We start from the raw sequence: 16,376 nt of genomic DNA on the forward strand, positions 1-16,376 counted from the left end.
CCAGCGCGGGACCCGCCACGTCCAATCAGCGACTCGCGGTCTTCTGCGGACCCGCACCGTCCGCGTCCGTGCCGCGCTCCAGCAGGCGGCCGAAGCCCTTCGCCTGGAGGAAGCCGCGCACCTTGGCGCTGGGCGCGGCGAAGGTCTCCCCGGGCATGGGGACATCGAAGCTGAAGTTCTGGGCGGCCACCTCGAAGTCCACCTTCGCGGTGCGGTAGCCCTCCACGATGGCCAGCAGCTTGCCCGTCTCCAGGCTGAAGATGCCGCCGCCGGAGGCCCCGTACCCGATGGGCGCGTCCGTCTTCAGCATGCGCGGGTGCTTCGTCTCCTGATCCCACTCCACCTGGGACACCATGCCGCCGGAGATGGACAGCGCGCGGCCGTAGGGGGACGCGGCGACCACCACGTCCTCGCCCGGCTCCAATTCGTCGTCCGTGGCCAGGTCCGCCACGGCCCACGTCACGCCCTTCACGCGCAGCAGCGCCAGATCCACGTCCGGCACCTGACCCGTGGCGACGACTTCCGCCGCGTACTCGTGCGACTCCGCGCGCCGATCCAACACGACCTTGAGCACCGGCTCCACCAGGTCGCCCTGCTCCACCGCGTGCGCGTTGGTGAGCACATAGCTGACGGGCCCCGCGTCACCCACCTCCGTGCCGATGACGACCCCGGACGCCGAGCGGCGCACCTTGCCGGCTTCGGTCGTCACCAGCCGCACGTTGAGCGGGAGGATGCGCCGCACCATCGCCTTGCGCGTCGGCTGGGCCACGGGCGCGGGCATCGAGCGCACGCGCTCCACCACGAGCGGGGCCTGCGTGTGCATCGCGACCGGGGGTTGCGCCGCGCCCGGGGAGGGAGCACTGGCGCACGACACGAGGGCCAACAGGACGGGGGTGCCCAACAGCAACCGGTTCATCAACGCTCCAGGCAGGAAGAGGCGGGACGGGAGACGACGACACGCGCGAGTCGGTAGCGGTCCCCATCATCCCGAGCCCGGGCCCGGATTGAAAAGCAGGCGGGCAGGCATCCTCTTTCTCCGAGTGCCTGCCCGTGCCTGTCGCCTCACCTCATGCGTAGCGCTGGCGCATGAGGAACAGGATGGCGTCCTTCGCGCAGAACTCGCAGTAGCCGTAGCGCTCCGCCATCGTCTTCAGCGTGCCCTGCACCTGCGACTGCTCACGCGCGGAGAGCTGGTTGCGGTCCTCGGAGAGGTACTTGAGGACGTTCTCCTTGTTCTTGCGCAGCACGCGCTTGCGCTCCTCGAAGTAGTGGTCGCGCAGGCGCTTGAACATGTCCGGGAAGATGCGCGGGTAGTCCATCACGCCCTCCGGGTTGTCCAGCCGGTGCGCGCCGATGGAGGCGATGAGCCCCCGGCGGAAGTCCGCGGGCGCCTCACCCTGCGGCATCACGATGGCCTCCACCTCCGCCATGCGCGCCTCGTCCGGCTTCTCCGACTCGCCCGTCACGCGGTTGCGCATCTTCTCCCCGCGCACCCAGTGGCTGACGCTCTGGATGTAGCGCTCCACCAGCTCGCGGTACTGGCCTTCCGACACCAGCCCCATGGAGTCGCGCACCTCCGAGTCCACCCGGTCCAGGTACTCGGTCTCCACCACGCGCACGAAGGCCTCGTGGTCGTGGTAGCCGTCCATCACCTCCTGGAGGAGGAACTCGTAGACGCTCTTGTCCTTGCAGAGCGCCTGCAGCTCCTCCAGCACCGCCAGCGCGTGCAGGCACTTGTAGTCGGGGTTCTGCGCGGCGTTGAAGAGCGCGGTCTTGATTTCACGCGCGCTGGCGCCGGAGCGGCCCTCGTAGTTCGGATAGGACTCCGACTCCTCGTACATCTCCTCGCGCAGCTTGAGCAGCTCCTTGGTGTTCGTCGAGCTCAAGCGCCCGGGCGCCCCACCCTCCTCGTACAGGTGCAGCTTCTCCACCGGCGCCACCTGATCCACCAGCGGCTTCACGTTGGGCGGATAGCGGTCCGGGATGGGCTTCTTCAGGCGCGTGAGCACCGCCCACATCGCGGCCACCTCCGTCGCGTGCGGTGCGACGTGCTTGCCCACGCTGGTGGCGGTGATCTGCGCGTCGTAGATCTCCTGCTCGACCTTGTAGCGGCGCAGGTACGGCACGCGCACCAGCTCGATGCGGCCCTTGAACGACGCGAAGTCCGGCAGCTCCTTGAAGGCGGACAGGTGCTTCTCGTTGGAGGAGGCGATGAGCACCTCGTCCAACTGGAGCACGAAGGGCTCCAGGGGCACCTCGCTCGTCTCGCTGAAGCCCAGCAGGTACTTGAAGGCCTCCAGCGGGCGCTTGAGCAGGTCCGCGTATTCGATGAGGCCCCGGTTGGCGTGCACCAGCGGGCCGTGCGGTTCGAAGAGCACGGTGCTGTGCAGCGCGGCGGGCAGGTTCAGCTGGGTGCGGTCCGCGGAGATCTGCTGCGCGGCGGCGTCCACGCTCATCTGCGGCTCCACCGTCACCGTGCCCACCTGGTAGCGGCGCGACACGTAGAAGCGCTCCACCTGCACGTGCCGCAGGACCTTGAGGTAGTCGCCGCCGTAGGAATTGAGCAGCGCGGTGTAGATGCGCCGGCACTTGGCGCACAGCTCACCGTCGCGCAGGTAGTCGGAGAGGATGAAGTCTTCCGTCTTCCCGTCGCCCAGGCCCTTCTTCTTGAGCGCGCCCTCCAGCAGGTTCTTGCGCTCCGACGGGGGCACCGCGAACAGCGGGTGGTCGCGCAGCTCACAGGGCATCCGCAGGTCCAACGACTCCGCGTCCAGGTGGGCGAACGTGGTCAGTTCGCCCTCGCCGGAGCCCGTCCCCGGGCGCTCCCCGAAGCCGATGGAGCCCTTGATGAGCTTCTCCGACGGGAAGACCCAGGCGATGCGGTACAGCGCGCCCTGGGGCTGGCGGGAATAGTCCTCCATCCCCTGCTTCAGCGCGTTGACCAGGCTGGACTTCGCGCTGCCGTTGGGGCCGTGCAGCATGATGAGCTTGTTGATGCGGCCGGCGCGCACGAAGTTGCCCAGCAGGCGGTAGAGCGCGTTCTGGATCTCCTCCTGCCCGGCGACGCGGCCGTCCCGGTCCGTGGAGGGGGCGTCGAAGACCTTGAAGCGCCGGATGGTGCCGGTGGGGTGCGGCACCTGCTCCGTGCCGTAGTGGTCCATCACATCCCGCAGGTACTGCGCCGCGTTGCGCGCCTGGCCTCGCGGGTCCGCGAAGAAGAGCGTCAGGTACTCCTCGAACGAGAGGATGGACCGGTTCTTGACGAAGTCAGCGCTGACCTGAGCGCCTACCTCCTGCAGATAGCCCTTCGCTTCCACGGCGGCTCCCCTCTGGTGCGTGGGTGAATCCCTCGGATGTAGCCACGGCGCCCGGCCGTCGCATGTGAACCCCGGGGGATGACCTTCGTTCCCGTCCCCCGGGATGTAAAGCGAGCCCCCCCTCCCCCGGGGCCGGTGTGTTCGGGGGCGAGCGGCCGGCCGGGCCCCGTCGGGTCCAGAGACGGAAGTCCGGAAGCCCTGGGGGCGGGCGCGCACATGGGGCGCCAGGCGTCGGACGAACGGCGGATGGTAAGCGATTCGCGCACCCGGGACGGGTGAGATACGGTCCGGGGTGCTTCTCCTCGGAACCACGGAAAAGCCCCACCCGGAGCCCACACGCGATGCACAAGGAGCCCATCATCGGCATCGACCTCGGCACGACGAACTCGTGCGCGGCGATCGTCGAGGACAGCGGGAACGTCAAGCTCATCCCCTACAAGGGCGGCGAGTACACCATCCCCTCCATCTTCGCCATTGACGACAAGGGCAACGAGCTCATCGGCTTCGAGGCGAAGCGCCAGTGGCAGCTCAACCCGCGCAACACCGTCTACGGTGCCAAGCGCCTGGTGGGCCGCGCCTACGGCAGTGATGTCGTCGACACGATGAAGAAGGTCGTGGCGTACAACATGCGCCCCGGCGCGAAGAACGAAGTCACCCTGGACGTGGGCAAGAAGGAGTTCACCCTCCAGGAGATCAGCGCCAAGATTCTGGGGAAGATCCGCGAGGTCGCCTCCAACTACCTGAAGATGCCGATCAAGCGGGCGGTGGTGACGGTGCCCGCCTACTTCAACGACCGGCAGCGCCAGTCGGTGAAGGACGCCGGCAAGCTCATCGACCTGGAGGTGGTGCGCATCATCAACGAGCCCACCGCGGCGGCGCTCGCCTACGGCGTGGGCAAGGGGCTGGCGGAGAAGGTCGTCATCTACGACCTGGGCGGCGGCACCTTCGACGTCTCCATCATCGAGATCCGCGACCGCGTCTTCGAGGTGAAGTCCACCGGCGGCGACGTGTTCCTGGGCGGCATCGACTTCGACAACGCCATCATCCACCACGTCCTCAAGGACTTCGCGGCCAAGACGGGCATCGACCTGGCCACGGATCCGGTGGCCATGCAGCGCATCAAGGACCTGGCCGAGCGCACCAAGATCGACCTGTCCGCGCGCGAGGAAGTCCCCTTCAACATCCCCTTCATCACGATGACGGCGCAGGGCCAGCCCCTGAACATCGAGATGAAGTTCACGCGCAAGATGCTGGAGCAGCTGACGAACCAGCTCGTGGACCGCAGCCTCCAGATGGTCGCGCGCGTGCTGGTGGACTCCGGCCTGTCCACCAAGGACATCGACGAGGTGATGCTCGTGGGTGGCCAGACGCGCATGCCCATCGTGCAGGACCGGCTCACCAAGTTCTTCGGCAAGCCGCCCAGCAAGGGCGTCCACCCGGACGAGGCCGTGGCCATTGGCGCCGCGCTCTACGCGCACTCGCTCCAGGACGACACCAACCTGCGCATCCAGCTGTTGGACGTGATCCCCATGGCCATTGGCCTGGAGCGCGGCGACGGCGGCTTCCACGTCGTGTTCCCGCGCAACGCGTCCATCCCCAACGCCAAGCAGCTCCTGGCCACCACCAGCGTGGACAACCAGACGGAGCTGGCCATGCGCATCTACCAGGGCGACCACGACGTGGTGGCGCGCAACGACATGCTGGGCGAGTTCACCTTCTCCGGCATCCCGCCGTCCAAGGCCGGCACGGTGAACGTGGAGATCATCTTCGACGTGAACGTGGAGGGCATCCTCACCATGAAGGCGAAGGATCCCGTCTCCGGCCGCGAGATGAAGACCACCGTGCGCGTCACCCAGAACTGACGCCGGCAGGGCCCGCGCCCGGGGCTTCCCGGGCGCCAGAAACACCACGGCGCCCCTGCCAGTGAAGGCAAAGGGCGCCGGGTGGGAACACCGACCGCTTGGGGGAAACCTCAGGCGGTCTTCTTTTCCTTCTCCATGACGATCTGCGGAGGCTCGTGCTTGGTGATCACCTGCTCGGTGATCTTGCACTCCTTGACGCCCTCGCGGAACGGCACGTCGTACATGATCTCCAGCATCGCGTCCTCCATGATGGCGCGCAGGCCGCGCGCTCCGGAGTGACGGCGCATCGCCTCGCGGGCGATGGCGCGCAGCGCTTCCTTGGTGAAGGACAGCTTCACCTTCTCGATCTCGAACATCTTCTGGTACTGCTTCACCAGGGCGTTCTTCGGGATCGTGAGGATGGTGACGAGGTCATCCTCCTTCAGGTCGTTGAGCGTCGCGATCATCGGCAGACGGCCGATGAACTCCGGGATCATCCCGAACTTCATCAGGTCTTCCGGCTCCGTCATCGCCAGGAGCTCACCCACGCTGCGCTCTTCCTTGTGGGTGATCTTCGCGCCGAAGCCCAGGCCCTTCTCACCCACGCGGCGCTTGATGACACCGTCGATGCCGTGGAAGGCACCGCCGCAGATGAAGAGGATGTTGGTCGTGTCGACCTGGACATACTCCTGCTGGTTGTACTTCTTGCCGCCGCGCGGGGTGACGTTGGCGCGGGTGCCTTCGATGATCTTCAGCAGCGCCTGCTGCACGCCCTCGCCGCCCACGTCGCGGGTGGCGCTGGGCATGTCACCCTTGCGCGCGATCTTGTCGATTTCGTCGATGTAGACGATGCCGCGCGCCGCCTTCTCCACGTCGTAGTCGGCGTTGTGGAGCAGGTTCTGGATGATGTTCTCCACGTCCTCGCCCACGTAGCCGGCCTCGGTGAGGCTGGTGGCATCCGCGATGGTGAACGGGACGTTGAGGAAGCGCGCCAGGGACTGGGCGAGCAGCGTCTTGCCGGAACCCGTGGGGCCGATGAGCAGGATGTTGCTCTTCTGCAGCTCCACGTCCTCGCCGGTGGGGCTCTTCACGCCAGGGCGCGGCCGGGCGGCGGGCTTCTTCTGGTAGATGCGCTTGTAGTGGTTGTAGACCGCGACCGAGAGGACCTTCTTCGCCTGGTCCTGACCGATGACGTAGTCGTCGAGGAACGCCTTGATTTCCAAGGGCGTGGGCAGGCTGACCTGGGGCTTGCCCTCCTCGCGTTCGTTCTCGTCCGCGATGATGTCGTTACACAGCTTGATGCACTCGTCGCAGATGTAGACCGTGGGTCCGGCGATGAGCTTCCGGACCTCGCGCTGCGACTTGCCGCAGAACGAGCAGGACAGGTTGACGTGGTGCTCCTTCTTCACTGCCGCCTCCGAGTTCGCCAGGCCCCGGTGCACCCGGAGCCTTCTCCGCCGACCACCGCACTCCACCACGCTCGAAACCGCCCACGTCTCAGACGGCTCCAGGCCCACCTGCTACAGGCCCTTGACCCACTATAGGGCCCTCCCCTCCAGGCAGGAAGCCCAGCGGAGGGGGCCGCTTCGCGGAGCGTTCAGCCCCGGTCAGGTCGGTGTTGGATAACAGCGACTCAGGCGTCCGTCACGCTCGACGCGAGCTCTTCGACATCATCCGCCAGGGCGGCCGCCCGCTCGGCGACAGCGTTCGGCACCCGACGGCTCCCCGCCAGCTCGGAGGCGAGCTTTCGCGCCAGCTGCGCCAGTTTCCGCACCTGGAGGCTCTCCGGGGGCGGCTCGGGCGGCGGACGGGGGAAGCGCTCGGTGAACTCCTTCTTGAGTTCCGTGGGCGACTTCTCCGGGCTCCAGATGCTGTCGCGCAGCGACTTGTACTCGGTGGGTGACAGTTGCCCCCGCTCCTCGGCGTCGGCCAGGACTTCCACCACCTCGAAGGCCGGGGCCTTCTCGGGGAATTCCTGCTGCTGGAGTTCTTCGGGGGCCTCGTGCTTGGCCAGGAAGCTGAACGAGCGCGTGAGCTTCAGCGCCGTCTGCTTCTTGATGTGCAGCTCCTTGAGGCAATAGGCCTCGAAGGTGGCGTGGCCCCACTCCTCGTACCTGGCCTCGTCCCGGACCTGGACGAGCAGCTTGCCCAGCTCCGCCCAGGTGGACTTGAACTTCTTGGCGGCCACCAGGACGGTGTGGCGGAACGTCCCCGGGGGGACGCTCAGGGCCTTCTTCGAGATCTCGACTTCGGCGACGGATGCGGCGGACATGCCCTTTCTATCGGGCACGTCCGGGGGGTGGGCAAGAAAGTCACCCTACCCGCGCTTGCCGATGTTGAACGACAGCCCCACCGTCGCACGTTCTCCGTCGTAGGACTTGAAGGGCCACTTCTTCAGCTCCGTGAAGAGGCAGTCGTAGAGCGGGCCCTGCTTGAACTGGGGGTTGTCCACCCACAGCTTCGCCACGCGGCCGTCGTTGCCGATGACGAACTCCATTGGAATCTTCGCGGCCAGGCCCGGCGTGCGCTCGGCCTCTTCCTTGAAGCAGCGAAAGAGCGTGGCCCGGTTGCCGGACACGACGCGGTTGATGGCGCTCTGGTCGAACTGCTGGGCCATCTCCAGGCCGTCGGGATCCGTGGAGACACTGCCCGTGCGGGGCGGACGGCTGGTGGCGCTGGCCACGGCGGTGCCCGCCGGCTTCGCTGACGTCCCGGTGCCGGCGCCGGTGCCCGTGCCGGGGGCGCGGTCCGGACGGCGCGGGTCGTTGGAGGGATAGGCGAACAGGTCCTCGTCCCCGGCGCGCGACTGGGCCAGCCGGATGGTGGGCGGATCCATGGTGATGCCGTCGCCCTCCTCGCTCTGGCCGAACCAGCCGTACACCGCCGCGTTGCGCGCGATGTACCAGCCCGCGACGCCCAAGAGCAGCGCCACGCCCGCGGCGACCCCGCCCAGCACCTTCACGCGGCGCTGGTTCTTCGCCTGCTCGACGAGCATCGTCGCGGCGACGCGGCCCTGGGCCTCATAGCGCGCGATGTGCACCTGGAAGGCGGCGGTGTCCCGCAGCGAGCGGAAGTCCCGCTCGCCCGCGGGCGCCACCGGGCTGTCCGGGGTCAGTTCCCCCGCATAGAGCTTTTCAACCACCTGGGACGCGATGATGGGCCCCAGCACCAGGTCGCCCTGGCGGAAAAGCCACTGCACATCACTGTCCACCGCGAGTTCTTGTTGTCCGGCCAGCATTCGCGCGGGAGTATCGTGTGTCTGCCCGCGCCATCGCAACGCCATGGCCAAGACTCCTCCCCGACGAATTCCCGCCGTACTGTGGACTTGGTACCGCGGTGGAAACTTCCGCGGCTTCCAGCGCCAGGTGGAGGGTCCGACCGTCCAGGATGCCCTGGAGGACGCCCTTGCCAAGGCCGGTTCGCCCGCGACGGTGATGCCGTCGGGTCGCACGGACCGGGGGGTCCACGCCCGGATGCAGGTCATCAGCCTGCGCCTGGACGAGGACGTGCCCCCGGAGGAGCTGCCCCGGAGGCTGGCGCCCTTCCTGTCCCCGGACGTGGGCCTGTGCGTGGCGAAGCGGCCGCCGGGGTCCTTCCATGCACAGTGGAGCGCGAGCGGGAAGGTGTACCGGTACCGGCTGACGCTGGGCGCGCCACCGTCGGAGGCGTGGCGGCCGCATGCGCTGGACGTGGCGGCGGACGGGACACTCCAGGGCGGGCGCGCGGTGACGCCGGAGCGGCTGGAGGCCCTGCTTGAGCGCGCCGTGGGCACGCGGGACTTCACCGCGTTCCACGAGCGCTCCAGCCCCCAGAAGGCGCGCACCCTGGCCTCCGCCACCCTGCGCGAGCGGGGCGGTGGGCTGTACGAGGCATGCCTGGAGGGAGATGGCTTCGCGCGCTACCAGGTGCGGTACCTGGTGGGCAGCGCGCTGAAGGTGGCCGCAGGGCTCCTGTCCGAGGAGCAATGGCACGCGGCGTTGGATGCGGGCACGTCCCTGGCCGGCTTCAAGGCCCCGGCGCATGGGCTGGTGCTGTGGGAGGTCCGCTATCCTTCCGCGGTGGACCCTTTCGGGCCCGGCGAGCGCCTCCATCCGCCCGGTCTGCCCGACTCGCCTCCCTTCACGTAGAGGGACGCCGGGCTGAAGCGCAGCGCTTTTCAGTCCACGAAGCGCGCTTCGTACTTCGCCAGCAGGTCCGAGATGGCCTCCCGCAGGTACTCGCTCTGACGGATGCGCGTGGCGCGCGACAGCTCCTTCAGGGCATCGAGCTTCTCGCGGTTGAGACGAAACACGACCGAGGTGAGGCGGGGATTCATGTCCAAGTGCGCGACCTCCTACAGATGCGCACACCATCTCACAGAGTCGGACATCCGCAAGAATTTCTCACGAAGCCGAGCCCACCGGGATGATCCACTGAAGCCCGGTGAAGACCTCGGTGTCCGCGCGCAGTCCGGAGCCGAACCCGAAGGTGAATCCGAGCCCGCCGTACAGCGCGAAATGATCCGAGAGGGTGTGTCTGGCGCCGAACCCTATGCGAGGCCCCAGCCACGGCCCAGAAATCGGACGCACGGACGCGCCGAGATCAAAAAAGGTCTGCCAGGACTCGGATCCGAAGACGCTGCGGTAGCCGCCGATCAGCGCCAGTTCCTCGCCCGGGCCACCGCCGCTGCTGCCCCGCACGAGGAGGAACACCTCGTCCTGGTCGTAGCCGACGGTGAGGCCCACGCCGAGATCGAGCTGCGCGGCGAGGCCGGACGCGGTGGCGCGGCCGCTGATCCGCTCCGTGTACGTGGCGCCGGGCCCCGCCATGAGGATCAGCGAGCGGCGGTGCGCGTACGGGCCGTCGTCCACGTATTCGGCGGCGACGGCGGGCGCGGCCCCCAGGATCAGCAAGAGGCCGGGAACGCGGATCAGGAAGGACGGAAGGCGGAGGGCCTTCACCCCACCACCGGGAGCGGGAAGCCCTCGGCCCTACCCTGCCCCGCCGGCTGGGGGGTGATGCCGGCGGCCTCGTTGAGCCGGCCGGAGCGGAAGGGCTCCAGATCCAACGCCACGAACTTGAAGCCCAGCGACTTGAAGGCGCCGTTGATCCGCTCGCGCACGGCGGCCTCGAAGAAGCGCGGGTACTCCGCGGCGTCCAGTTCGATGCGCGCCACGTCCTGGTGGTAGCGCACGCGGAACTGCCGGAAGCCCAGGGTGCGCAGCTCCGACTCCGCGGCGGCGATCTGCAGGAGCCGGTCGCGCGTCACCGACGTGCCGTAGGGGATGCGCGACGCCAGGCACGCCATCTGCGGCTTGTCCCAGGTGGGCAGGCCCAGCGCGCGGCTCCAGGCGCGAATTTCATCCTTGGTCAGCCCGGCCTGGGCCAGGGGCGACACGACCTTGTGCTCCTTGGCCGCTTTGTGGCCGGGGCGGTGATCCTTGAAGTCGTCCGCGTTGAAGCCGTCCAGCACCACCGACAGGCCCAGCTCCGCGCGCTTCGCCTCACAGAGGTCGTACAGTTCCGTCTTGCAGAAGTAGCAGCGGTTGGTGGGGTTGGCGGCGTAGTTGGGGTTCGCCAGCTCGTTGCTGGAGACGACGACGTGGCGGGCGCCCAGCCGTCCCGCCAGCTCGCGCGCCTCCTGCTCCTCCTCCGGGGCGACGGAGGCGGACAGCGCGGTGAGGGCCAGGGCGCGCTCGCCCAGCACCTCCACCGCGACCTTGAGGACGAAGGTGGAGTCCACGCCGCCGGAGAAGGCCACCAGGGCGCTGCCATGCGCGCGCAGGGATTCACGCATCGCCTCCAGCTTGGGGCGGGACGCGTCACACAGGGCCTGGATCTGCTCGGGGCTCAGCATGGGGCAACTCCTAAAACGGAAGGGCCCCGGATTGCACGCGCATCGCGCACGCACCCCGGAGCCCTTCACGAAAGAACGACGGATTCGACGATTACTTGGCCTTGCGCTTGGCGGCCTTCTTCGCGGCCGGGGCCGGCTTGCCCACGCGGGCGGCGCGGGTGGCCGGACGCGCCTTGGCGCCCTTGGAACCCTTGTCCGCCTTGGGGGCCGCCACCTTCGCCGTCTTGGCGCCCTTGGCACCCACCATGCGAACCGGAGGATCCTCTTCGTCCTCGTCGCGGCGGGCCTTCTTGGGCAGCGGGTTGGCCTTCATCTTCTTGCCGGTGATCGTCTTCAGCTCGTCCGTGGACATCAGGCCGAGGTCCAGGAGCGCCTGGAAGATCTTCGCCGCGCCGTCCTCCACCGACTCCGTGTCGGAGTAGATGGTGACTTCCGGCGAGTTGGGCGGCTCGTACGGCTCCGTGATGCCGATGAAGTTCGGGATCTCGCCGTTGAGCGCCTTCTTGTAGCGGCCGGTGGTGTCGCGCTCGATGAGCTTCTCCGTGGGGCAGTCGACGTAGACCTCCACGTACTTGCCCACCGCGCGGCGCACCTCCTCGCGGCTCGACTTGTAGGGGCTCACGCAGGGAACCAGCGCCGCCACGCCATTGCGGCTCAGCAGGTTGGCCACGAAGCCCAGACGGCGGACCACCGTGTTGCGCTCATCCTTGGAATCGCCGATGCCCGCCCACAGGTCGTTCTGGAGATCGCCCTCGTCGAGGACCTCCACGTTGCGCCCGACCTGCCGGAGGCGGGCCGCGATGTAGGCAGCCGTGGTGCTCTTTCCGGTACCGGACATGCCGGTCAGCCAGAGGGTAAAGCCAGTGTTGGTGGCCATAAGGGTTCAAACTCCCTGCGTCCGGAGCGCTTCTTGCACGCGGCATGGGACGCGGCAGATCCAATCGACCGCCGCTTTATAGACGAAAACCCACTGACTTGACAATTCGGACCCACCTTTCCGCAGGTGGGGGTTCCAAGCGATCAAGTGCCCGCCCTTACAAGGGTTTTTCAAACCTGAAATCCGGCAGTGGGAGCGGAACACCCTGAAAATCGCCATCCATCCACTGAGAGGATGAGGCAGAGGTCGCCCTGCCACCGTGGATGGAGATCACCTCATACGACACACCCGGCAGAAGTAGGACACCTCCTGGAGCGGCCTGACGGCGGTCCTCGGCGGAGAAGGTGGCGGCGGTTTCGATGTGGGAGTGGAAGACGCTGACCAGGGTCTCCCGCCGGATTTCCGCCTCCAGACAGACCTGGAGCCACGCGTCCGGGGCGAAGGCGTAGGCGATGCGCGGGGTGGGAGACGCGTTGGGCAGCGGCACGACGCGCCAGGGGCCGTCCTCCCCCTCCCCTTTCAGGATCACGCCGCAGCCCTCGAAGGGCCACGCGGCCTCCAGGTGGTGGAGCATCCGGGCAAGGACTTCCGGCGGGAAGGCGGGGCCTCGCATGGCGGATCAGGGCTTCGCGGCCTTGCAACGCGAGCACTGGTGCGGTTCCAGGTCCGCCACCGCGCCCGGGGCGCTCAACCACCGGCCGCCCAGCGACGGCCCCATGCCCAGCCGCAGCCGCTGGAACACCAGCGCCCCCAGGGCCCCCAGGGCCACGCCCAGGGCCCCGTCCGGCGGCGTCCCCAGGTGGCGCACCGTTTCGCCAAAGCACCAGACGCACCCGTCCGCGCCCCGGAACACCACCGCGCCGCGCGCGCCATCCCCACCCAGGGCGACCCAAGGGGCCTCGCCGCTCCACGCCGCGGGCAGCTCCGCGAGCAGGCCGCCCCCGGGCGTGCCCGCCGCGTCCGGGTTCACCTCCGGAACCACCTGCGCCAGCATCTCCGCCACCGGCCGGCCCACGTCGTGCGCCGTGGCGAGGAACCCCGGCGACCAGGGCCCCATCGTCAGCCCGCCCACGCCCGTCACCGGCGTGCCGCCTCCCGCGAGGTACGCTGTCGCGGTGAGGCCGGACGCGCCCAGGCCGTCCACCCGTGCGCCACCCGACAGCAGGGCCTCCTGGCCGCGCCCGCCCACCTCCCGCAGGAGGATCTGCCGGGAGTAGCGCAGGATCTGATCCTCACGCAGCGCCATGTCCGCTCAGCCTCCCGCCATGGCCGGGATGAGGGTGATCCGGTCCGCGTCCTTCACCGGCGTGTCCAGCGACTGGAGCGCGCGCACGTCCTCGTCGTTGAGGAAGATGTTCACGTACCGGCGCACCGCCCCGCGCTCGTCGAAGAGCCGGGCGCTCATGCCGGGGTAGCGCGCGTCCAGGTCGCGCAGCACCTCGCCCACGGTGGCGCCGGTGGCCTGCACCTCGGGCTGGTTGCGCGTCAGGGTGCGCATGGGTGTGGGAATCCGAATCGTCGCCATGATCACTTTCCGTGCTTTCGCACCAACAGCCGGTGGGTGCCATCGCCGCGCGGCTCCAGCAACACCACCTCGTGGCCTTCGTCGATAGCGCTGCGGGGCACGTTCTTCAGGGGCTCCTCGCCCTTGAGGAACACCTCCAGCAGCGCGCCTCCCGGCAGCGATTCCAGCTTCAGCTTGGTGCGCACGTAGGTCATCGGACACACCTCGCGGGTGATGTCCAACGTCGCCGTCACGTCGGGCATGAGGTGTCCTCCTGGGACGAAGGGAATGGGGGCAGCGACTGGATGCCGCACCCCGGGCAGTCCGGCGCGCGCGTCACCTTCACCGTGCGCCCCTCCAACGTCGCGCCGTCGAGCACGTGCAGCGTGGCCTCGCCGCGCGTCCGGCCCGCCGCGCCCGCCAGCAGCTCCAGCGCGAGCAGCGCCTGCACCGCGCCGATGAGCCCCGCCATCGAGCCCAGCACGCCCGCCTGCGCGCACGTGGGCACCGCGTCCGCCGGGGGCACGTCCTCGTAGAGACAGCGCAGGCACGGCCCGCCTGGATCGATGCGCAGGGCCTGCCCCTGCATGCGCAGCACGCCGCCGTACACCAGCGGCACGCCGGTGAGCACCGCCACGTCCGACAGGAAGAACTTGGTGGCCACCCCGTCCGTGGCATCCACCACCAGGTCGTGCGCGCGGAAGAGCGCCTCCGCGTTGTTCGCGTCCAGCCGTTCGGGCAGGGCCTCCACGCTCAAGGCGGGAAAGGCGCGCAGCAGGCCGGCGGCGGCGGATTCGGCCTTGAAGCGGCCCACGTCCCCGGTGCGGTGCCACAGCTGGCGGTGCAGGTTCGTCACGTCCACCCGGTCCGGATCCACCAGGGTCAGGTGGCCCACGCCGCCCTGCGCGAGCGCCAGCGACGCCGGACAGCCCAGGCCGCCCGCCCCCACCACCAGCACGCGGGAGCGCTCGATGCGGGTGGCGTGGGGAATGCGAGCGTGGTGGTCGGTATCGGGATGGCCGTGCATGGGACTGGTGCTCCGCGAGGATCGAACGAATATGGTGCGGCGACTCCACGTCCTGTCTCCGGGACGTTCCCGAAGCCTTCACACCCGTTGTCGCCACCGCCGCCATCGCAAGCGGCCCTCACTTGCCAGGACATATGAAAAACCTGACCGGCGCGCTCGTGTTTTCCACCCTCCTGTCCCTGGCTGTCGGCTGCCACAAGAACACCGGCGAGAGCCCGGACGCCGCCACCCAGACGGGCACCGTCCGAGAGGAGCTCAAGTCGGGCTCCCCCGAGAACGGCGCCCAGCCCACCGCCGAGGCCGGGACGCCCGACTCCGGCGCCACCTCCGCCTCCAGCTTCGACTCGGGCGCCAGCGACCGGCTGGCCCTGGAGTCCTGCGTGGACAGCTGGCTCAAGTCCCACAAACTTGACCGCTACGGCAGCAAGGCGGGCACCATGTACGCAGGCGGCACGCCCCTGTTCGACGAGCGCACCGGGGAGAGCCGCGACCGCCTGGAGTTCGTCTTCAAGCAGCAGCCGGAAGCGAAGGCGGCGTGCGTGGACGCGGGCGCCGGTAAGTAGCGCCCGCTCAAGTCCCTCGCCCGGCAGGGAGCCAATCGTTTGGCTCCGGGAATTCCGCTCCCTGGGGAACGTCCCGTAAGCTGCCGGGCGCATGGACAGCGAGCTGAGAGACGGCGAGCAGCACCCGGCCCACGACCTGCGGGCCCGCGTCCGCGCCGTCCTGGAGCGCCGCAACCTCACGGACAACGTGTCCGCGGAGCAGGCGGCCGCCTCCTGGGAGCAGGACCGCTTCGTCGCCAGGGCCCGCGCCCTCTTCTACGCGCGGATGATGTTCCTCACCCTGGGCCTGCTCATCCTCGCGGTGCCCGCGTGGAGCGGCTACTTCGGCTTCAGCGGCCCCATCTCCTTCGTGGGCTACTTCGCGATGCTGCTCTACAGCGTCGCGAACCTGCTCGTCATCGACCACCCGAAGGCGGGCCGGTGGGTGACGTACCTCACGCTCTGCTTCGACCTGCTCATCACCGTGGTGCTCATCGCCCGGCCCCAGGTGGGCGGCGGCCTCCAGAGCCCGCTGCTGGCGACGCAGCTGTTGTTCACCACGCTCTTCGCCATCCTCTTCCCCAAGCCGCTGGCCATTCTCCCGCCGCTGCTGGCGCTGCCCGTTACCACTCGGCTGGACCTGCTGTTGGACCGGTCCGTGACGGCGGTGGAGCTGCTCACGCTGCTCTGGTACCTGGGCCTCAACTTCATCATCGTCTACGTGCTCGTGTACCTGAACGAGCGCGAGGCCACCGCGCACCGCGAGGTGGTCTCCCTGCAGGGCGACCTGAAGGAGCTGGCCGTGGTGGAGGAGCGCAACCGGCTGGCGCGGGAGATCCACGACGGCCTGGGCGCGTCCCTGTCCTCCATGATCATCCAGGCCGAGTACATCCTGAACATGGCGATGGCGCGCGAGGACGACGGACTGCGCTCGGAGATCCGCGAGATGAAGGCCACCGCGGAGGAGTCCATCGAGGAGCTGCGCCGCAACCTGCGGATGATGCGCGACGACTTCGAGCTGGCGCAGGGCCTGGAGGACTACGTCAAGACGTTCCGCGACCGCACCGGCCAGGAGATCCGCTTCGAGCGCACGGGCCTGACGCGCAAGCTGCCTCCGGACGCGCAGCTGGCCCTGTTCCGCATCCTCCAGGAGTGCCTGTCCAACGCGGCGAAGCACGCCGAGGCCAAGGAGGTCCAGGTGCGCCTGGACTTCAGCGCCGAGGGCGTGCACCTGGTGGTGCGCGACAACGGCAAGGGCTTCGACCCGGGCCGCACGCCGCGCGGACACTACGGCCTGCTCAACATGCGTGAGCGGGCGATGAAGCTCGGTGGTTCCATCGTGGTGGACTCGGCGCCCGGCGCTGGCGCCCAGGTGGCCTTTTCCCTTCCCTGTCTTTCAGCCTGAAGCACCCGGAGCCCCGCCCCGTGGACC

The 16,376-nt window shown here is 68.7% G+C and carries 18 protein-coding genes; 4 read left to right on the forward strand and 14 right to left on the reverse strand.

Going from position 1 to position 16,376, the window contains the following annotated elements:
- Positions 1 to 25: 25 nt before the first annotated feature.
- Entirely contained in the window at positions 26 to 916 is an 891-nt protein-coding gene (locus D7X74_RS11730) for a serine protease (RefSeq protein ID WP_120533025.1), read from the reverse strand.
- Between the two features lie 151 nt (positions 917 to 1,067).
- Positions 1,068 to 3,317: a PrkA family serine protein kinase gene (locus tag D7X74_RS11735; RefSeq protein ID WP_120533026.1), complete on the reverse strand. Its 2,250-nt coding sequence runs from the start codon at positions 3,315 to 3,317 to the stop codon at positions 1,068 to 1,070.
- Positions 3,318 to 3,658: 341 nt separating this feature from the next.
- Here D7X74_RS11735 and D7X74_RS11740 point away from each other — a divergent pair, with 341 nt between their 5' ends.
- Positions 3,659 to 5,179, forward strand: coding sequence for an Hsp70 family protein (locus D7X74_RS11740; protein WP_120533027.1), 1,521 nt, complete (start codon positions 3,659 to 3,661; stop codon positions 5,177 to 5,179).
- Positions 5,180 to 5,289: 110 nt separating this feature from the next.
- On the opposite strand, the gene clpX is transcribed toward D7X74_RS11740, so the two are convergent.
- From clpX to D7X74_RS11755, 3 genes are all read right to left on the reverse strand, one after another.
- Complete coding sequence (gene clpX / locus D7X74_RS11745; RefSeq protein ID WP_120533042.1) at positions 5,290 to 6,567, reverse strand: ATP-dependent Clp protease ATP-binding subunit ClpX; 1,278 nt, start codon at positions 6,565 to 6,567, stop codon at positions 5,290 to 5,292.
- A gap of 224 nt (positions 6,568 to 6,791) precedes the next feature.
- Positions 6,792 to 7,430 (reverse strand): hypothetical protein, encoded by a 639-nt coding sequence (locus tag D7X74_RS11750; protein ID WP_120533028.1) that lies wholly within the window; start codon positions 7,428 to 7,430, stop codon positions 6,792 to 6,794.
- Positions 7,431 to 7,475: 45 nt separating this feature from the next.
- A complete protein-coding gene (locus D7X74_RS11755; protein ID WP_233602063.1) occupies positions 7,476 to 8,441 on the reverse strand; it encodes an AgmX/PglI C-terminal domain-containing protein in 966 nt (321 codons plus the stop codon).
- On the opposite strand from D7X74_RS11755, the gene D7X74_RS11760 reads away from it, so the two are divergent.
- Positions 8,440 to 9,285: a tRNA pseudouridine(38-40) synthase TruA gene (locus D7X74_RS11760; protein ID WP_120533030.1), complete on the forward strand. Its 846-nt coding sequence runs from the start codon at positions 8,440 to 8,442 to the stop codon at positions 9,283 to 9,285. The genes D7X74_RS11755 and D7X74_RS11760 overlap by 2 nt on opposite strands.
- A 29-nt stretch (positions 9,286 to 9,314) precedes the next feature.
- Here the strand turns inward: D7X74_RS11760 and D7X74_RS11765 are convergent, their stop codons facing one another.
- The 9 genes from D7X74_RS11765 to D7X74_RS11805 form a co-directional block, all read right to left on the reverse strand.
- On the reverse strand, positions 9,315 to 9,479 hold the full coding sequence (locus D7X74_RS11765) for a ribbon-helix-helix domain-containing protein (protein WP_120533031.1): 165 nt from the start codon (positions 9,477 to 9,479) through the stop codon (positions 9,315 to 9,317).
- A gap of 61 nt (positions 9,480 to 9,540) precedes the next feature.
- Complete coding sequence (locus D7X74_RS11770) at positions 9,541 to 10,098, reverse strand: hypothetical protein (RefSeq protein ID WP_233595534.1); 558 nt, start codon at positions 10,096 to 10,098, stop codon at positions 9,541 to 9,543.
- On the reverse strand, positions 10,095 to 10,994 hold the full coding sequence (gene larE / locus D7X74_RS11775; RefSeq protein ID WP_120533032.1) for an ATP-dependent sacrificial sulfur transferase LarE: 900 nt from the start codon (positions 10,992 to 10,994) through the stop codon (positions 10,095 to 10,097). Before larE ends, D7X74_RS11770 begins: the two co-directional genes overlap by 4 nt.
- A 91-nt stretch (positions 10,995 to 11,085) precedes the next feature.
- Complete coding sequence (gene cysC, locus D7X74_RS11780) at positions 11,086 to 11,871, reverse strand: adenylyl-sulfate kinase (RefSeq protein ID WP_120533033.1); 786 nt, start codon at positions 11,869 to 11,871, stop codon at positions 11,086 to 11,088.
- A gap of 157 nt (positions 11,872 to 12,028) precedes the next feature.
- Positions 12,029 to 12,484, reverse strand: a complete 456-nt coding sequence (locus D7X74_RS11785) for a Mov34/MPN/PAD-1 family protein (protein ID WP_120533034.1) — start codon at positions 12,482 to 12,484, stop codon at positions 12,029 to 12,031.
- A gap of 6 nt (positions 12,485 to 12,490) precedes the next feature.
- A complete protein-coding gene (locus tag D7X74_RS11790) occupies positions 12,491 to 13,117 on the reverse strand; it encodes a ThiF family adenylyltransferase (RefSeq protein WP_120533035.1) in 627 nt (208 codons plus the stop codon).
- Positions 13,118 to 13,123: 6 nt separating this feature from the next.
- Positions 13,124 to 13,396 carry a MoaD family protein gene (locus D7X74_RS11795; protein WP_120533036.1) on the reverse strand — a complete coding sequence of 91 codons (273 nt, stop codon included), beginning with the start codon at positions 13,394 to 13,396 and terminating at the stop codon, positions 13,124 to 13,126.
- Positions 13,397 to 13,398: 2 nt separating this feature from the next.
- Entirely contained in the window at positions 13,399 to 13,638 is a 240-nt protein-coding gene (locus D7X74_RS11800) for a sulfurtransferase TusA family protein (RefSeq protein ID WP_120533037.1), read from the reverse strand.
- Positions 13,626 to 14,402 (reverse strand): HesA/MoeB/ThiF family protein, encoded by a 777-nt coding sequence (locus D7X74_RS11805; RefSeq protein ID WP_120533038.1) that lies wholly within the window; start codon positions 14,400 to 14,402, stop codon positions 13,626 to 13,628. The genes D7X74_RS11800 and D7X74_RS11805 overlap by 13 nt, the downstream gene beginning before the upstream one ends.
- 134 nt (positions 14,403 to 14,536) lie before the next feature.
- On the opposite strand from D7X74_RS11805, the gene D7X74_RS11810 reads away from it, so the two are divergent.
- Positions 14,537 to 14,965 (forward strand): hypothetical protein, encoded by a 429-nt coding sequence (locus tag D7X74_RS11810; RefSeq protein WP_120533039.1) that lies wholly within the window; start codon positions 14,537 to 14,539, stop codon positions 14,963 to 14,965.
- A 91-nt stretch (positions 14,966 to 15,056) separates the two neighbouring features.
- Positions 15,057 to 16,349 (forward strand): sensor histidine kinase, encoded by a 1,293-nt coding sequence (locus D7X74_RS11815; protein ID WP_120533040.1) that lies wholly within the window; start codon positions 15,057 to 15,059, stop codon positions 16,347 to 16,349.
- Positions 16,350 to 16,376 lie beyond the last annotated feature (27 nt).

The organism is Corallococcus sp. CA047B (assembly GCF_003612065.1).
GTDB lineage: Bacteria > Myxococcota > Myxococcia > Myxococcales > Myxococcaceae > Corallococcus > Corallococcus praedator.

Bases quoted from the DNA above. Each gene is read 5' to 3' on its own strand.
- D7X74_RS11805 (WP_120533038.1), bottom strand. From the start codon at position 14,402: ATGCACGGCCATCCCGATACCGACCACCACGCTCGCATTCCCCACGCC.
- D7X74_RS11800 (WP_120533037.1), bottom strand. From the start codon at position 13,638: ATGCCCGACGTGACGGCGACGTTGGACATCACCCGCGAGGTGTGTCCG.
- D7X74_RS11740 (WP_120533027.1), top strand. From the start codon at position 3,659: ATGCACAAGGAGCCCATCATCGGCATCGACCTCGGCACGACGAACTCG.
- D7X74_RS11810 (WP_120533039.1), top strand. From the start codon at position 14,537: ATGAAAAACCTGACCGGCGCGCTCGTGTTTTCCACCCTCCTGTCCCTG.
- D7X74_RS11755 (WP_233602063.1), bottom strand. From the start codon at position 8,441: ATGGCGTTGCGATGGCGCGGGCAGACACACGATACTCCCGCGCGAATG.
- cysC (WP_120533033.1), bottom strand. From the start codon at position 11,871: ATGGCCACCAACACTGGCTTTACCCTCTGGCTGACCGGCATGTCCGGT.
- D7X74_RS11815 (WP_120533040.1), top strand. From the start codon at position 15,057: ATGGACAGCGAGCTGAGAGACGGCGAGCAGCACCCGGCCCACGACCTG.
- D7X74_RS11785 (WP_120533034.1), bottom strand. From the start codon at position 12,484: ATGCGAGGCCCCGCCTTCCCGCCGGAAGTCCTTGCCCGGATGCTCCAC.
- D7X74_RS11730 (WP_120533025.1), bottom strand. From the start codon at position 916: ATGAACCGGTTGCTGTTGGGCACCCCCGTCCTGTTGGCCCTCGTGTCG.
- D7X74_RS11795 (WP_120533036.1), bottom strand. From the start codon at position 13,396: ATGGCGACGATTCGGATTCCCACACCCATGCGCACCCTGACGCGCAAC.
- D7X74_RS11790 (WP_120533035.1), bottom strand. From the start codon at position 13,117: ATGGCGCTGCGTGAGGATCAGATCCTGCGCTACTCCCGGCAGATCCTC.
- D7X74_RS11750 (WP_120533028.1), bottom strand. From the start codon at position 7,430: ATGTCCGCCGCATCCGTCGCCGAAGTCGAGATCTCGAAGAAGGCCCTG.
- D7X74_RS11760 (WP_120533030.1), top strand. From the start codon at position 8,440: ATGGCCAAGACTCCTCCCCGACGAATTCCCGCCGTACTGTGGACTTGG.
- larE (WP_120533032.1), bottom strand. From the start codon at position 10,994: ATGCTGAGCCCCGAGCAGATCCAGGCCCTGTGTGACGCGTCCCGCCCC.